This is a genomic window from Glaesserella sp. (assembly GCF_041817755.1).
Classification (GTDB): Bacteria; Pseudomonadota; Gammaproteobacteria; order Enterobacterales; family Pasteurellaceae; genus Glaesserella.
The window spans coordinates 1-15698 of sequence record NZ_JBGYBX010000071.1 but is presented as its reverse complement, the minus strand read 5'-3'; the positions used below and the strand labels follow the sequence as shown (position 1 = coordinate 15698).

The window sequence follows — 15698 nt, the reverse complement described above, 5'->3', positions numbered from 1 at the left end:
ACAAATTATGTATAACAAACTTCTCCTTGCGATCGACTTAAACGATCTCAATAGCGCTAAGTATGTGGTTGATACGGCATTAAAACTCACGGCGAACAATCCCGATGCGGTATATCGGGTTGTGACCATTATCGAACCGATTGACGACAGCTTTATTTCTGCATTTTTACCGAAAAATTTCGATAAATCCGTGGTGGAAGAAGCGAACAAAGCCTTACACGCTTTTACCCAAGCTAACTTCCCGGAGGGCGCAAAGGTTCAGCACATTGTGGCTCATGGCACTATCTACGAAGAGATCAACCGTATTGCCGAAGAAAAATCCGTTGATCTGATCGTGATGCTGGCAAGCAGTAAACCTAAAGCGAAAGGGTTGAGTTCAAATACCGTGAAAGTAGCTCGACACAGCGATAAACCGATTTTGGTTCTGCGTTAAGCTTTATTTTGCGTTACAATAATGCCATTCAATAGAATGGCATTTTTATTATCAATGATGAAGAAACTTAATATTATTTTCGCCGGCACCCCCGATTTTGCCGCAACCCATTTACAAGCCTTGTTAAATTCGGAACATAACGTTATTGCCGTTTATACACAGCCGGATAAGCCTGCCGGGCGTGGGAAAAAGCTACAAGCCAGCCCTGTAAAACAATTGGCGGAAGCACATCATATTCCTGTGTATCAGCCGAAATCGTTACGCAAAGAAGAGGCTCAGGCAGAGTTACAGGCGTTAAACGCTGATGTGATGGTTGTGGTGGCTTATGGCTTAATTCTGCCGGAAGCGGTGTTAAAAGCACCGAAATATGGTTGCTTAAATGTTCACGGTTCGTTGTTACCACGTTGGCGTGGGGCTGCACCTATTCAGCGTTCAATTTGGGCTGGCGATACGGAAACGGGCGTGACCATTATGCAGATGGATATTGGCTTAGATACGGGTGATATGTTGCATAAGGTAACGACGCCGATTTTAGCAACCGAAACGTCCGCCAGCTTGTATGCCAAACTTGCCGAGCTTGCACCGCCAGCTTTGCTTGAAGTCTTAAACGGTTTAACAAGCGGTCAGTTTAAGCCTGAAAAACAGCAAGACGAGCAAGCGAACTACGCTGAAAAATTGACAAAAGAAGAAGCAAAATTAGATTGGAATCTGACCGCTTGTCAGCTTGAGCGTAATATCCGTGCCTTTAATCCTGCCCCGATGGCATATTTAACCTTGATGGTGAATGAAGTGGAAGAGCGGATAAAAGTGTATCAAGCTGAGGTTCTGCCACACCAAGAGAAAGCGGTCGGCACGGTGTTGGCGGTGGATAAAAACGGTATCCAAATTGCCACTCAACAAGGTGTGTTAAACATTACACAACTTCAGCCGGCAGGCAAGAAACCGATGTCCGTACAAGATTTCTTAAACGGTCGGGGGGATTGGTTTAAAGTAGGAAGCGTTCTCTAATGAAAAAACATTCCGCTCGTGTCGTTGCGGCACAGATTATTTTACAGGTGTTGGATCAGGGCAAATCCCTTTCAACCTTGATCCCCGAAGCACAATCGCAACTCGATGCTAAGGATTTAGCGTGGGTACAGGAAACGACCTTTGGCATTTGCCGTGTGTTGCCCCGTTTGGAAGCGATTATCAAATTATTGGTGGAAAAACCGCTGAAAAACAAAACTCGCTTGGTGCATTGTTTGCTTTTGGTCGGCTTGTATCAGCTACTTTATATGCGAGTACCGCCCCACGCCGCGGTAGATGAAGTGGTTAATGCCACAAAAGCGTTAAAGTTGGATAGCTTTCGAGCCTTGACTAACGGGGTGCTTCGCCGTTTTCTGCGTGAGCAAGAAGCAATTTTGGCGAAAGTGGATAAACATTGGCAAACGCTACACCCTGAATGGTTGGTGAATAAGCTGAAACAAGCCTATCCGAATTGGCGAGAGATTGTCGATGCAAATAACCAGAAACCGCCGATGTGGATTAGGGTTAATGCTCAACGGACTAACCGAGCGGACTATATGGCATTGTTAGGCGATCTTGCAAAAAATCACGAAGAACAGACCGCTTGCGTGCCTGATTGTGCGGTTTTATTAGATAAAGCCGTGTCGGTAAGCCAGCTTCCCCACTTTGAGCAAGGTTGGGTAACGGTGCAAGATGCACACGCACAATGGTCTGCCGAATTACTTGATGCACAAAACGGCGAGTTGATTTTAGATGCCTGTGCGGCACCAGGGGGCAAAACGACCCATATTTTAGAAAAAGCACCGCAAGCAAAAGTGATTGCGTTAGATATTGAAGAAGCCCGTTTAGTTCGGGTTAAAGAGAATTTAGCCCGTTTAAACCAAACGGCAACGGTGATTTGCGGTGATGCCAGCCAGCCTGAACAGTGGCTTACAAGCGGTGAGATGTTCGATAAAATTTTACTTGATGCTCCTTGCTCTGCAACGGGGGTAATCCGCCGTCACCCGGATATTAAATGGCTACGCAAAGAAGAGGATATTGCTGAGTTGGCGGAATTGCAGGGGAGCATTCTCAAAGCACTTTGGGCAAGGCTCAAACCCAACGGCGTGTTGCTGTATGCCACTTGTTCTGTGTTACCGGAAGAAAACAGTCAGCAAATCCAGCACTTTATCCAAGAAAATCAGGATGCAAAATTGGTTAACATGCATTTTAACGGTGAAATCGTTGAGCAGAAGCAGTTTCTGCCTGCCGAAAACAGCGGTGACGGTTTCTTTTATGCCAAATTAATCAAGCAAGTAAATTAAGATGAAAATAATCATTTTAGGGGCCGGGCAAGTCGGTGCGACTTTGGCGGAAAACCTCGCCAATGACGATAACGATATTACGATTATTGATGACACCCAAGAGCGTTTGACCAAGCTACAAGACAAACATGACCTGCGGGTGATCAGAGGAAACGCCGCTTCGCCTCGGGTTTTACGTGAAGCAGGCGCAAGCGATGCGGATTTGTTAGTTGCGGTAACGAACAGTGATGAAAGCAACATGATTGCTTGCCAAATTGCTTATACGTTATTCCATATACCGACCAAAATCGCCCGTATCCGTAATCCGGATTATGTGCGGGAAAGAGAAGCGTTATTTAATGATGACGTGCTGCCGATTGATCATATTATTGCGCCGGAATTATTGGTCACACAGGATATTCTACGCCTTGTCGATTATCCGGGTGCATTACAGGTCGCGCATTTTGCGGATGATTTGGTGAGTTTGGTCAGTGTCAAAGCGTATTACGGCGGACCGCTGGTCGGTTACCCGATTTCGGCGTTGGGCGATCATTTACCGCATATTGAAGCAAGAATCGTCTCGATTTTCCGTCAGGATAAAGCCTTTGTCCCGCAAGGTTCGACGATTATTGAAGCCGGTGACGAAGTTTTCTTTATTTGTGCGACGCAACATATCAAAGCCATTATGGCGGAGTTGCAACGCCTTGATAAACCGCACCGTCGGGTTATGATTGTCGGTGGCGGAAACGTGGGTACCGCCTTAGCACAGGCGTTAGAAGATAAATGCAGCGTGAAGTTGATTGAACGAAATCAGGAGCGTGCGGAAAAGCTGGCGACAAAATTATCTAAAACTCTTGTATTGTGTGGTGATGCGTCAGATCAGGAATTATTGTTTGAAGAGCATATTGAAGATATCGATCTGTTTTTGGCGTTAACCAGTGACGACGAGGCAAATATTATGTCGTCGTTGTTAGCCAAGCGGTTAGGGGCAAAAAAAGCAATCGTGCTGGTACAGCGAATGGCCTATTTGCACTTAATCCAAGGCGGTACGATTGATATTGCCCTGTCACCGCAACAAGCGACGATTTCAGCTTTGTCGAACCATGTCAGAAAAGGTGATATTGTGCGTGTTGCCGCATTCAAACAAGGGCTGATGGAAGGGATTGAGGCTGTGGCTCATGGAGATAGCGAATCATCGCGGGTCGTCGGTCGTAAAATCGGTGAATTAAAATTACCGCAGGGGACAATTGTCGGTGCCGTTGTGCGAGGGCATCAAGTGATGATTGCGCATAAATCGACCGTCATCGAAGAAGGCGACCATGTCATTGTGTTCGTTAACGACCGAAAACAATCGAGTGAAATTGAAAAATTGTTCCAATTAGGTACGTTTTTCTTATAACACACTTTAAATCTAATCAACCCACTTCTGTTCCAGCCGTGTCGCCAAGAGTGATAGAGGGTAGCAAATTAAGAAATACAGCACAAAAATCAACCCGTAAACGAAGAAAGAGGCATTCGGATTGGTTAACAGTGAATTTTCAATAATTTGTTGCCCGACTTTAACCACCTCAATGACGCCGATCAATGCCGCCAACGAACTGGTTTTTATCATACGGGTGAAGAGATTGATTGTCCCGGGAAGAACACGTCGGGTTCCTTGCGGCAGTTCGATATGCCAAAATATTTGCCAAGGCTTTAATCCGATCGCTTTTGCCGATTCAATTTGGTGTTTTTCAATCGAGCCTAAAGCACCGCGTACCAAATCGCCCATTTCTACCGTTCCCCATAGTACAAAGACCCAAATACAGATCCACAAACCGCTGGTTTGAATACCGAACCACGTGGACAGCCCGAAGTAAAGCATAAACAACCAGACCAAAATCGGTACGATACGCACTGTTTCGAGATAAAAGCGACAACATCCCCGCACGATCTTATTTTTTGTACGCATTAACAAACCGAATAAGGTGCCGGAAATCAGCGCAATCCCGACCGAGATAAACGAAATTTGCGCAGTCAGCCATAAACCTTGTGCCAGCCTAACGGCATTCTCGCCTTCAAATAACCAATCAAACCCCATATTTCGCTCTCCTTACACGGTTTTCCGCATAGCGGGCCAACAGCGAAACCGGTAATAAAATCACTAAATAACTGACAAACAGCAAAAATAGCGCTTCATTGGTTTTGTAATCCATGCCGATGATATCTTTGGTCACAAACATCAACTCCGCTACGGCAACGGCACTGATGACCGATGACTCTTTAATTAAAAATAAAACATTCGCACCTAAAGCCGGAAGAGAAATCGCCCAAGCCTGTGGAAAAATCACATAACGGAAAATTTGAAAACGGTTCAACCCGATTGATTTTGCCGCTTCCGTTTGCCCTTTGGGGATCGCAAGTAAGCCGGCGCGTAGCGCTTCCGCCATATAGCTTCCACCGAGAAAAACCAACGCAATCACGCCACAGGTAAAACCGTCCCATTTGATCCCGATTTTGGGCAAGCCGTAGTAAAGAAAGAAGAGTTGAATCAGCAACGGCGTATTACGGGATAATTCGACATAAGCACGGGCGAGCGACGTGAAGGGACGGATTTGGTAAGCCGTAATGACGGCGATAACGGTGCCAAGCAGAAGGGACAATAAGATTCCCCAAAAGGACAGTTGTAGCGTAATCCACGCGGCATCCGCAAAACGCGGAACGGAATCAATAACGTAAGACCAATTCATAGGATTGTGAAGTAAAAAATGAAACGGTCAAATTATGGCGGAGACAAATCAAGAAATAAAAGTCTCAGAAACTATTTTTTATAATGAAAAGCAATAAAAAACCGCAGTAGAGACTGCGGTTTTCCGGATTAAGGATTAACGGAACGGTTGATTTAAAGGTACTTCCGGATCCGGCTCTCTAGTAATACGGTTACGTAAATCGCGGCGGATGACCTCAATTGTCCAGAACCAGAAGATGTGGCCGACTAATTCGGAAATATGTTCATAAAACGGCCATTCGGCAACCGGCGGGGTTAAACCGAGCGCCGGGAAGGTGATGTAGTGAACACAGATATTGGCGATGATACCTGCGCCGATACCTTGCCAGAATTTAATTTTCGGGAAGATTTCAGCCACGATACAGTAACCGATCGCAAACACCAATGAGAAAATCATATGTGTCACACCGATGGCGTTAAACGGATGATCCGCAAACACGAAGGCAACCGTTTGATAAGGGTCGATACCGATGTAATCACGTAAGAAAACTGCCGGCGGGTTTAACACGGCACGAGAACATTGCTCTAATGCTCCATTCATGGCTAATGCACCGGAATTTAATGCATCTAATACCGGTTGCGGACACGCTGCAGTGAATAAATCAATCGGGCTGCGTGGCGGGTACGGATGTTCGGCACCCCATTTGACGAATGCGGAAATAATCCCTGCGATAATACCGACGAATACGGCTAAACCGTAACGACGGCGGGACGGATCGGTTTGTTGAAATAGACTCATAATTGCTCTCCGAGTACGAATAAAAAATGATTTATTTAAATGTTTCAAATAATTATCAAAACGGTTTCATTTTACAAAAATTTTTTCAGTGGTTGAGCAATAAATGACATATTGATTGATATAAATCAAATCGGATAAATGACAAGCGGTAAGATCTTACAAAAATTTTACAAGTAAAATACTGATGCAAGAGCCGTTGACAGTTTATTTGAAATATGTGAATATCCTGAATGTTTGTTGTTGAGAATTGTTTTCAATAATAAGTGAGTGTAAAAAGTCATTATCTTAAGGAAAGCATATATGAATAAATTTAAATTACTCCCTGTCTCCGCCGTGGTGTTAGGTACATTATCTGTAGGTTCCGCATTTGCAGAAAATAACGAGACGATGGAACTTGATACAATCAATGTGACTGATAATCAAGGATTAAAAGTAAAAAGTAATGTTGTGACGACACAGAAAAAAGACGAAAGTGTTGAAACGGATCTGCGTGGTTTACTCAAATATGAGCCTGCGATAGGTTTTGGTGGCGGTAATGGAACTTCCCAATACTTATATATCCGTGGTATGGGGCAAAACTCCGTGGATGTTAAAATCGATAATGCGTATTCCGATAGCCAAATTCACTATCACCAAGGTCGCCATATGCTTGATCCTGCGTTAGTGAAAATTGTTTCGGTACAAAAAGGGGCGGGGAGTGCTTCTGCCGGTATCGGTCAAACTAACGGTGCAATTATCGCTAAGACGATTGATGCCGAAGATTTACTCAAAAACAGCAGTAATAAAAATTTCGGCGTAAAAGTCAATGGCGGTTATAACAGTAATGATGGTTACAACTATGGTTTATCTACCTTCGGTAAAAATGATACCTTCGACTTTGTTGCCGCCGTAAACGGTATTAATGAAGACGACTACAAAGGCGGTAAAAATTATACAAATGGTAAAGACGGTTCAAATCGTGTGCCTTATAGCGCACTGGACAAACTCAGCTATTTATTCAAAGTAGGTACTAACGTAGCAAATCATCGTTTTGTATTGAGCCATATGAAAGAGCAGCATAAAGGCGATCGTACTGTACGTGAAGAGTTTCCTGTGGATAACTCACCGGGTAGCCGTTTAACAGATGCTCGCCAAGCTCCATCAGAACGTAAAATGACTGTAACGAATACTAACTTAGAATGGACAGGTAAAGAGTTAGGGTTTGTGAAAGAAGCAACAGCGAATATTTATCTTTTAGAACACGGTCGTTGGTCTGTGGATGATTCGAAAAATGGTTATGCCGGTGGTGCGCAAAATCAAGGAACAACCAAAACTAAAGTAGAAACCGTTGGGGCAAATATTAACTTCGACTCTGAAGTACACGAAAGCGTGTTGTTAAAATACGGTGTGAATTATCGTGAGCAAGAAGTCAAACCAAACAAAATTTTGCGTGCGGGTGTCGTAAATCAAGAAAAACGTGATGTCGGTGTTTATACGGAAGCGATTACGTTCATTAAAGATGTCGTTTTAACAACAGGTATCCGTTATGATCACTTCCGCTTCAAAGCAATGGACGGCAAAAAAGTCAGTGATGGTGCGGTAAATCCTAGTGTTGGTTTGATTTATCAACCGATGGAACACCTCTCCTTGAGTGCAAGCCATAACTATGCAACCCGTAGCCCGCGTATGCACGATGCACTAATGTCTCACGGTGCACGTGGTGTCGTGTCTATTGCTGACGGCACGAAAGCCGAAAAAGCCCGTAATACCGAAATCGGTTTTAACTATGATAACGGTGTTTGGGGTGTAGAAGGTAGCTACTTTTGGCAAAACATTAAAGACGCTTTAGGTACATCAACAGGTCGTAATAACCATTTATGTGACGGAACTAACCTTCAATGCGCCTCTGAAATTATCAATGCGGGCAAAATCAAAAACCACGGTTATGAATTAGCCGCATTTGTTAAGTATAACGGCTTCTTTGGTCGTTTAGGGGTGGCATACAGTAAACCTCGCTTCTACGGCGATAAATTAAGTTCAAACCCTGAATATGCCGCCGCGATCGGTAGAACTTGGACGGGAACCTTAGGTTATCGATTTGAAAAACCTAATGTAGAAATTGCGGTTCATCATCGTCAAGTGGAAGGCTTGGATGCGAAAGATAATTTCTTCTTATCTAATGCAACCGTTCGAGCCGCTACTCAAGGTAAAGCGGGTTATGGTATCACAGACTTAACCCTGAACTGGAAACCGTTTGATACGGATAAAATGAACGTAAACTTTGCGATTAATAATATCGGCAATAAAAACTACGTTCCTCACTGGCAACGTAGTTCTCTCCCAGGCGCGGGTCGTGAATATCGTGTAGCCGTGAATTACACCTTCTAATTTTAATGTTCGCCTTATCAATAACGCTCGATTTATCGGGCGTTATTTTTAACGTTTGCTAACTTATAGCAAACGTTTGCGCAATCCGTTATAATTCGCCCCAAATTTTCTTTCATCTTTACGGAATCGCCCAATGACTGTACAAACCTTTCGTGGCTCACCTGCCTTATCTGACTTTCGTTTAAACCAACTTCAACAAAAATTCGAGCAACATCAACTGCCTGTCAAATCGGTCTATGCCGAATATTTGCATTTTGTTGAACTAAACCGACCGCTTGTCGCTGATGAAACACAAAAAATTCAAGAGCTGTTGCACTATGGCCCAACCCTTGCGGAACACGAGCCAACGGGCTTTTGTTTGATTGTGACCCCACGCGTTGGCACGATCTCTTCGTGGTCGTCAAAAGCGACAGATATTGCCCATAACTGTGGCTTATCAGCAGTAAACCGCATTGAGCGTGGTTTGGCGTACTATTTTGAGTTTGAACAAGCATTGAATGAAACAGAGTTGGCAACCCTAAAAGGCTTGTTGCACGACCGTATGTTAGAAACCGTTTTAACCGATGAAAACCAAGCGAGCCAGCTGTTCGCCCAACACGAGCCGAAGCCGTTCACGACAGTAGATATTTTAAACGGCGGTCGCACAGCTTTAGAAGTGGCAAACGTGGAATTAGGTTTGGCGTTGGCGGAAGATGAAATTGATTATTTGGTAGAAAATTTCACGGCGTTAAACCGCAATCCGCACGACATTGAGCTTTATATGTTCGCACAGGCGAACTCTGAGCATTGCCGCCACAAAATTTTCAACGCAGACTGGACGATTGACGGTGAAAAACAAGATAAGTCACTGTTCAAAATGATTAAAAACACCTTCGAGCAAACCCCGGATTATGTGCTTTCCGCCTATAAAGATAATGCGGCGGTAATGGAAGGTTCAACCGTGGGTCGCTTCTTCCCGGATCAAGACGGGCAATATCGCTATCATCAAGAAGATGCCCATATTTTAATGAAAGTAGAAACCCACAACCACCCGACAGCCATTTCGCCATTCCCGGGGGCAGCGACAGGTTCTGGTGGAGAGATCCGTGATGAAGGGGCGACAGGGCGTGGTGCGAAACCAAAAGCTGGTTTAACCGGCTTCTCGGTGTCTAACTTAGTGATCCCAAACTTTGAACAGCCGTGGGAAAATCCGCTTTCTAAGCCGAACCGTATTGCTTCTGCGTTAGATATTATGATCGAAGGCCCACTCGGTGGAGCAGCGTTTAACAACGAATTTGGTCGCCCTGCGTTGCTTGGCTATTTCCGTACCTATGAAGAAAAAGTAAACAGCTTTGGTGGCATCGAGACGCGTGGTTATCACAAACCGATTATGCTCGCAGGCGGTATCGGTAACATTCGTGCCGAACACGTTCAAAAAGGTGAAATTCCTGTTGGGGCGAAATTAATTGTGCTTGGCGGACCTGCGATGAATATCGGTTTAGGCGGCGGTGCGGCTTCGTCAATGGCGTCTGGCAAATCCAAAGAAGATTTAGATTTTGCTTCCGTTCAGCGTGAAAATCCGGAAATGGAACGCCGTTGCCAAGAAGTGATCGACCGTTGCTGGCAGTTAGGCGATGAAAACCCGATTTTATTTATTCACGATGTGGGAGCGGGCGGTTTATCGAACGCAATGCCGGAATTAGTTCACGACGGTGATCGTGGCGGTAAGTTCGATTTACGCAAGATTCTGTGTGATGAAAAAGGAATGTCACCGCTTGAAATCTGGTGTAACGAGTCGCAAGAGCGTTATGTATTAGCGGTTGCAGCCGACAAATTACCATTATTTGAAGCGCTTTGCCAACGTGAGCGTGCGCCTTATGCAGTGATCGGTGAAGCGACCGAAGAGAAACATTTAACCCTGCACGACGATCATTTTGACAACAACCCGATTGATTTACCGATGAACGTGTTACTCGGCAAAACCCCAAAAATGCACCGTCAGGTTTCGTCAAAAACCGTCCAAAACCCACCGCTTGCACAGGAAGATATTCAGCTTAAAGAAGCCTTCCACCGTGTGTTACGCTTGCCAGTAGTCGCAGAAAAAACCTTCTTAATTACTATCGGCGACCGCTCGGTCACCGCAATGGTAGCTCGCGATCAGATGGTCGGCCCGTGGCAAATTCCTGTTGCTGACTGTGCCGTAACCACTGCAAGTTTAGACAGCTATCACGGCGAAGCAATGTCGATGGGCGAACGAGCGCCAGTTGCCTTACTTGACTTCGGGGCATCTGCTCGCTTAGCAGTAGCAGAAAGCATTACCAACATTGCTGCAACCAATATCGGCGATATTAAACGCATTAAACTCTCAGCAAACTGGATGTCGGCGGCAGGTCACGCTGGCGAAGATGCAGGCTTATATGAAGCAGTGAAAGCAGTGGGCGAAGAACTTTGCCCTACACTTGGCATTACTATTCCTGTGGGTAAAGACTCAATGTCAATGCGTACCACTTGGGAAGAGAACGGCGAGCAAAAAGCGGTAACTGCGCCACTTTCTCTCGTAATTTCGGCTTTCGCCCGTGTGGAAGATGTGCGTAAAACCGTGACTCCACAACTTCGCACCGATAAAGGCGCAACTCGCTTATTGTTACTCGATTTAGGCGAAGGCAAAAACCGCTTAGGTGCCACGGCGTTAGCACAGGTTTACAAACAACTTGGCGATAAACCAGCTGACGTGGTAAACGTAGAAACCTTGAAAAACTTCTTCAACGCAATGCAAGCCTTAGTCGCTGATGACAAATTACTCGCTTACCACGACCGTTCAGACGGCGGCTTAATCACCACCCTTGCGGAAATGGCGTTTGCAGGCAACTGTGGCGTATCGGCTCACATCACCGCATTAGGCGACAACGATTTAGCGGTATTATTCAACGAAGAACTCGGTGCCGTTATTCAAATCAAAGAGAGCGATTTAAATGCAGTGCGTGACGTATTGAAAGCCCACAACTTGTTACACATTACCAAAGACATCGGCTCGGCAACGGAAGGCGATCTGTTTGAAATCACCAGTGGTACACGCAAATTACTCAGCGAAAAACGCTCTGAATTGCGTGGAATTTGGGCAGAACTTACACACCAAATGCAACGCTTGCGAGATAACCCTGAATGTACCGACCAAGAATTTGCAACCAAAAAAGACCCGAATAACAAAGGGTTATCTGCATTCTTAACCTATGATGTGAATGAAGATATTGCTGCACCGTTTATCAATCGTGGCGTAAAACCAAGCATCGCTATCTTGCGTGAACAGGGCGTAAACAGCCATTACGAAATGGCGGCAGCTTTCGACCGTGCAGGCTTCAATGCGATTGATGTACATATGAGCGACTTAATGGCTGGCAGAAGAAATCTTAAAGATTTCAATGCGTTAGTTGCTTGTGGTGGTTTCTCTTACGGTGACGTACTCGGTGCAGGCGGCGGCTGGGCGAAATCGATCCTATTCAACCCAATGCTACGCGATCAATTCAGCCAATTCTTCGCCAACCCGAACACTCTTGCATTAGGCGTATGTAACGGTTGTCAAATGGTATCAAACTTGGCAGAAATCATTCCAGGTACAGAAAACTGGCCACGCTTCGTGCGTAACAAATCTGAACGCTTTGAAGCTCGTGTAGGACTGGTAAAAATCAATGAAACCAACTCACTCTGGTTCAGCGGAATGGCTGGCTCGCATATGCCGATTGCGGTTTCCCACGGTGAAGGACAGGTTGAATTTAAGCGGTCAGATCAGCTTGAAAATTTACAAAAACAGAACTTGGTTATCGCCCAATACATCGACAACAACGGCAACCCAACCGAAGTTTACCCTGCCAATCCGAACGGCTCAGTAAACGGCATTACCGCTATTTCTAACACAGACGGAAGAGTGGCGATTATGATGCCACACCCTGAACGTGTTTACCGTGCAGTGAGCAACTCTTGGTATCCGGAAGACTGGACAGAAGATGGGGCTTGGATGCGGATATTTAGGAATGCGAGGGTGGTGTTGAAATAATTAGACGTTAAATTGAAAAGAGGCAATTACCTCTCAGTAGTTGTCTTATTCTAGATTACCGATAGTGTAAGAATTCATACTTGTGGTATCGGAGTTAGAATAACTCACTTTTTCTTAGATTAATATCTAACTAAAAATATATTATTTATATTAATAAGTAGGAGATTATTATGCAATTATCTGAAATGCATTTTGATGCTAGCCATAAAACTTTTTCATCAATTCTAGAAGCTAATAATAAATACATTATTCCGCGCTATCAGAGAGAGTACTCTTGGGATAGTGAAATTCATGTTAAAGATTTTTGGGAAGATCTTTTAGAGCAAATTGACTTTTCAGATAAAACCGAGTTTAGAATAAATGATTATTTTATTGGCTCAGTCGTATTAGTTGGTTATGAAAACAAAAGTACAGAATTTTTAGTGATTGATGGTCAACAAAGAATTACTACATTAACAATTCTTTTGTCAGTATTAACTCACATAGGGAAAAGTTTATTCGCAGAAACATCAATAGATGATTTTAACGACTTTTCTGATGTCTGTTATAGATACATAGAAGGGAGAGATAGATTTAATAAGCCTTTTTTTAAATTAGTTAATGAAACTCCCAAGCCATTTTTCCAAAATTGTATTCAATATGAAAATAATAAAATAGAAAAAGCGACTACAGAAGAAGAGAAAAAGTTAAAAGAAGCTTATGATTTTTTTTATAAAAAGATAAAAAACTCTTTAGATAATGAATATGTGGATAGCAGACTTAATTTTCTTATTGCAATTAGAGAACAAGCATTAAAGTTTAGTGTTATTAATATAACTGTAAATAATGAAGTATATGCCCAGAAAATATTTGAAACATTAAACACTAAAGGTAAAGAATTAGAAACTATAGATTTAATCAAAAATAAATTGTTTGGTGTATTAAACGATGAACATCCAGATGATAATGCAAAAACAAAATGGAAAAATTTAAAAAATATTTTAGCTTCTAGGGATGATGATGTTCCATTATCTAAGTTTTTCTATCAGTATTGGGTATCAAAGTATAAATCTGTTGCAGAAAATAAAATATATTCTTCATTTCTTAAAACAATTCCTGAAGAAAAAGAGAAATACAATGAATTTTTAGATGATATAATCCTATTCTCTAAATCTTACATTAAGGTTTCTTCTCCTTTAGATGAGGACTGGAAAGAGTTATCTAAAAAAGATATATATAAATCTCTGAAATCATTACGAGCTTTCAAATCGATTTCTCACAGAACTCTAGTAACTACTCTGCTTCGTTACTATGATGATCGGCTCATAAAATTAAAGACTCTAAAAAGACTTTTATTAAAAATGTCTCTTTTTCATTTTGTTTTTATTATTGTTCAGTTTAGAACTAGAATAGAAATTACATATGCAAAATATTCTAGAATGCTTAATGCTGAAAATAAAAGTCCTAACATAAAAGATGTTATTAAAAGGTTTGAAGATGAATTAGATGAAAAGGTAAGGTCTATATCACTTAATGAGTTTGAATCTAAATTTTTAGAATTAAAGTATTCAGATTCTTTTACCAATCACAAAGAAATAATTAAATTTATATTCGATATAATTGAAAATAAAATAGAATCTAAAACAAAAGAATTAAAATTTGATATTGTGACTCTAGAGCATATTAGATCACAAAAAATTGACACAAACTGGTCTCATAAAATAGGAAATTTACTTCCATTATCTGAAAAATTAAACGCAGACTGTGCAAACAAAGAGTTCAAGGATAAATTAAAGTATTATAAGAATTCTGATTTGAAACAAGTTAAAAAATTTTGTGATGTTTATGGAAAGAGCATATGGAATGAAGAGCTTTCTCAAAAGAGAGCTCAAGAATTAGCTAAACAGGTCTATGATTATATATCTCATAATTTCTAAGATACTCCTGATGACATAAACCTCTGCATTAGACCCCGATGGCGCTCGTCTCTGACGAGTGCCATTTTTTCTATACTTAAAGTATTTTTCTTTTCTTAAATTACAGCACTCGTCAGAGACGAGCGCTATCTTTTCAATTTTGTAAGAAATTAAGTGAAATTGACCGCTTGTATTTTTGCGATCGTTGTCGAAGAATTGCGATTTTTTACTTGTCTGCCAAAATATTTTGCGTAAATTCTACTTATTGTTTTTGTTGTTGGGGCATATAGTGAGTAGAAAATACAAGATGAGAAATGGTGATGGCGTTTATTTTGTGAGTTTTGCGACGGTATATTGGATCGATGTTTTTATCCGTGAAGTTTATTTTCAAGCAATTATTCAAGCACTTGCATTTTGTCGTAAAGAAAAAGGAATCCGGATTTATGGTTACTGCATTATGCCAAGTCACATTCATTTGCTTTTTCAAGCTAAGAATCAAAATCCAACCGAGGTATTGAGAGATTTCAAGAAATTTACAGCAAATCAGCTGATTAAGCTAATTCGTGAAAACCAACAAGAAAGTCGGCGTGAGTGGTTGTTATGGATGTTTTCCCGAGCAGCCATAAAACGTGACAATGTGCAGAAATATCAATTCTGGCAGCATCACAATCAACCTATTGAAATTTATTCACAGAAATTCTTTGATGAAAAGTTAAATTATATCCATCAAAATCCTGTGGTAAGTGACTTTGTTTGTGAGCCTTGGGAGTGGAAATATAGTAGTGCGAGAAACTATGGCGGAATGTATGCCGTGATGGATATTGATATGCCTGTATAACAGTGCAAGATTAGAATGACAGTACCTCAATAGTGTTCGTCCTCAGATGGCGCTCGTCTCTGACGAGTGCCATTTTTTCTATACTTAAAGTATTTTTCTTTTCAAATTACAGCACTCGTCAGAGACGAGCGCTATCTTTTCTATTTTGTAAAAAATTAAGTGAAATTGACCGCTTGTATCACTGCCTTAAGCGATAAACGGCAATAACAATCCGCACGTAAAACGTGCGGTTTTTAGGCTACCCTATAAGGGCCTAGGACTTCACATGCCCCTCAAGAGGCATGTGAAAAACTGACAACCGCACAATAACTCTATGACTTACCCCTTAAAGGGGTCTACAT

The 15698-nt window shown here is 42.3% G+C and carries 11 protein-coding genes; 8 read left to right on the top strand and 3 right to left on the bottom strand.

Translation table 11 applies throughout. From position 1 onward, the window contains the following. Positions 1-7: 7 nt before the first annotated feature. From ACEYKX_RS10885 to trkA, 4 genes are read left to right on the top strand one after another with little or no spacing between them, the layout of a single operon-like run. Positions 8-433 carry a universal stress protein gene (locus ACEYKX_RS10885; protein ID WP_373766734.1) on the top strand — a complete coding sequence of 142 codons (426 nt, stop codon included), beginning with the start codon at positions 8-10 and terminating at the stop codon, positions 431-433. 57 nt (positions 434-490) lie between these two features. Next, positions 491-1441 carry a methionyl-tRNA formyltransferase gene (gene fmt / locus ACEYKX_RS10880; RefSeq protein ID WP_373766747.1) on the top strand — a complete coding sequence of 317 codons (951 nt, stop codon included), beginning with the start codon at positions 491-493 and terminating at the stop codon, positions 1439-1441. Continuing rightward, positions 1441-2742: a 16S rRNA (cytosine(967)-C(5))-methyltransferase RsmB gene (rsmB, locus tag ACEYKX_RS10875; RefSeq protein WP_373766735.1), complete on the top strand. Its 1302-nt coding sequence runs from the start codon at positions 1441-1443 to the stop codon at positions 2740-2742. The genes fmt and rsmB overlap by 1 nt, the downstream gene beginning before the upstream one ends. A 1-nt stretch (position 2743) precedes the next feature. Next, the gene (gene trkA / locus ACEYKX_RS10870) at positions 2744-4120 is read left to right on the top strand and encodes a Trk system potassium transporter TrkA (protein ID WP_373766736.1); all 1377 of its coding nucleotides are present in this window, start codon (positions 2744-2746) and stop codon (positions 4118-4120) included. 12 nt (positions 4121-4132) lie between these two features. Here trkA and ACEYKX_RS10865 read toward each other — a convergent pair whose 3' ends face one another. The 3 genes from ACEYKX_RS10865 to ACEYKX_RS10855 all read right to left on the bottom strand — a co-directional run bounded on the left by ACEYKX_RS10865 (position 4133) and on the right by ACEYKX_RS10855 (position 6227). After that, on the bottom strand, positions 4133-4801 hold the full coding sequence (locus ACEYKX_RS10865; protein ID WP_373766737.1) for an amino acid ABC transporter permease: 669 nt from the start codon (positions 4799-4801) through the stop codon (positions 4133-4135). Further along, entirely contained in the window at positions 4791-5450 is a 660-nt protein-coding gene (locus ACEYKX_RS10860) for an amino acid ABC transporter permease (RefSeq protein WP_373766738.1), read from the bottom strand. The genes ACEYKX_RS10865 and ACEYKX_RS10860 overlap by 11 nt, the downstream gene beginning before the upstream one ends. Positions 5451-5585: 135 nt before the next feature. Then, complete coding sequence (locus ACEYKX_RS10855) at positions 5586-6227, bottom strand: YagU family protein (RefSeq protein ID WP_373766739.1); 642 nt, start codon at positions 6225-6227, stop codon at positions 5586-5588. A 300-nt stretch (positions 6228-6527) separates the two neighbouring features. Between ACEYKX_RS10855 and ACEYKX_RS10850 the strand changes: the two genes are divergently transcribed. From ACEYKX_RS10850 to ACEYKX_RS10835, 4 genes are all read left to right on the top strand, one after another. Then, on the top strand, positions 6528-8594 hold the full coding sequence (locus tag ACEYKX_RS10850) for a TonB-dependent receptor domain-containing protein (protein WP_373766740.1): 2067 nt from the start codon (positions 6528-6530) through the stop codon (positions 8592-8594). 133 nt (positions 8595-8727) lie between these two features. After that, the gene (purL, locus tag ACEYKX_RS10845; RefSeq protein ID WP_373766741.1) at positions 8728-12624 is read left to right on the top strand and encodes a phosphoribosylformylglycinamidine synthase; all 3897 of its coding nucleotides are present in this window, start codon (positions 8728-8730) and stop codon (positions 12622-12624) included. Between the two features lie 170 nt (positions 12625-12794). Beyond that, the gene (locus tag ACEYKX_RS10840; RefSeq protein WP_373766742.1) at positions 12795-14540 is read left to right on the top strand and encodes a DUF262 domain-containing protein; all 1746 of its coding nucleotides are present in this window, start codon (positions 12795-12797) and stop codon (positions 14538-14540) included. A 286-nt stretch (positions 14541-14826) separates the two neighbouring features. After that, positions 14827-15357 (top strand): transposase, encoded by a 531-nt coding sequence (locus tag ACEYKX_RS10835; protein WP_373766743.1) that lies wholly within the window; start codon positions 14827-14829, stop codon positions 15355-15357. Positions 15358-15698: the final 341 nt, after the last annotated feature.

Excerpts from the sequence above, each read along its gene's own strand:
- ACEYKX_RS10885 (WP_373766734.1), top strand. The coding sequence starts at position 8 with ATGTATAACAAACTTCTCCTTGCGATCGACTTAAACGATCTCAATAGC.
- fmt (WP_373766747.1), top strand. The coding sequence starts at position 491 with ATGAAGAAACTTAATATTATTTTCGCCGGCACCCCCGATTTTGCCGCA.
- rsmB (WP_373766735.1), top strand. The coding sequence starts at position 1,441 with ATGAAAAAACATTCCGCTCGTGTCGTTGCGGCACAGATTATTTTACAG.
- trkA (WP_373766736.1), top strand. The coding sequence starts at position 2,744 with ATGAAAATAATCATTTTAGGGGCCGGGCAAGTCGGTGCGACTTTGGCG.
- ACEYKX_RS10865 (WP_373766737.1), bottom strand. The coding sequence starts at position 4,801 with ATGGGGTTTGATTGGTTATTTGAAGGCGAGAATGCCGTTAGGCTGGCA.
- ACEYKX_RS10860 (WP_373766738.1), bottom strand. The coding sequence starts at position 5,450 with ATGAATTGGTCTTACGTTATTGATTCCGTTCCGCGTTTTGCGGATGCC.
- ACEYKX_RS10855 (WP_373766739.1), bottom strand. The coding sequence starts at position 6,227 with ATGAGTCTATTTCAACAAACCGATCCGTCCCGCCGTCGTTACGGTTTA.
- ACEYKX_RS10850 (WP_373766740.1), top strand. The coding sequence starts at position 6,528 with ATGAATAAATTTAAATTACTCCCTGTCTCCGCCGTGGTGTTAGGTACA.
- purL (WP_373766741.1), top strand. The coding sequence starts at position 8,728 with ATGACTGTACAAACCTTTCGTGGCTCACCTGCCTTATCTGACTTTCGT.
- ACEYKX_RS10840 (WP_373766742.1), top strand. The coding sequence starts at position 12,795 with ATGCAATTATCTGAAATGCATTTTGATGCTAGCCATAAAACTTTTTCA.
- ACEYKX_RS10835 (WP_373766743.1), top strand. The coding sequence starts at position 14,827 with ATGAGAAATGGTGATGGCGTTTATTTTGTGAGTTTTGCGACGGTATAT.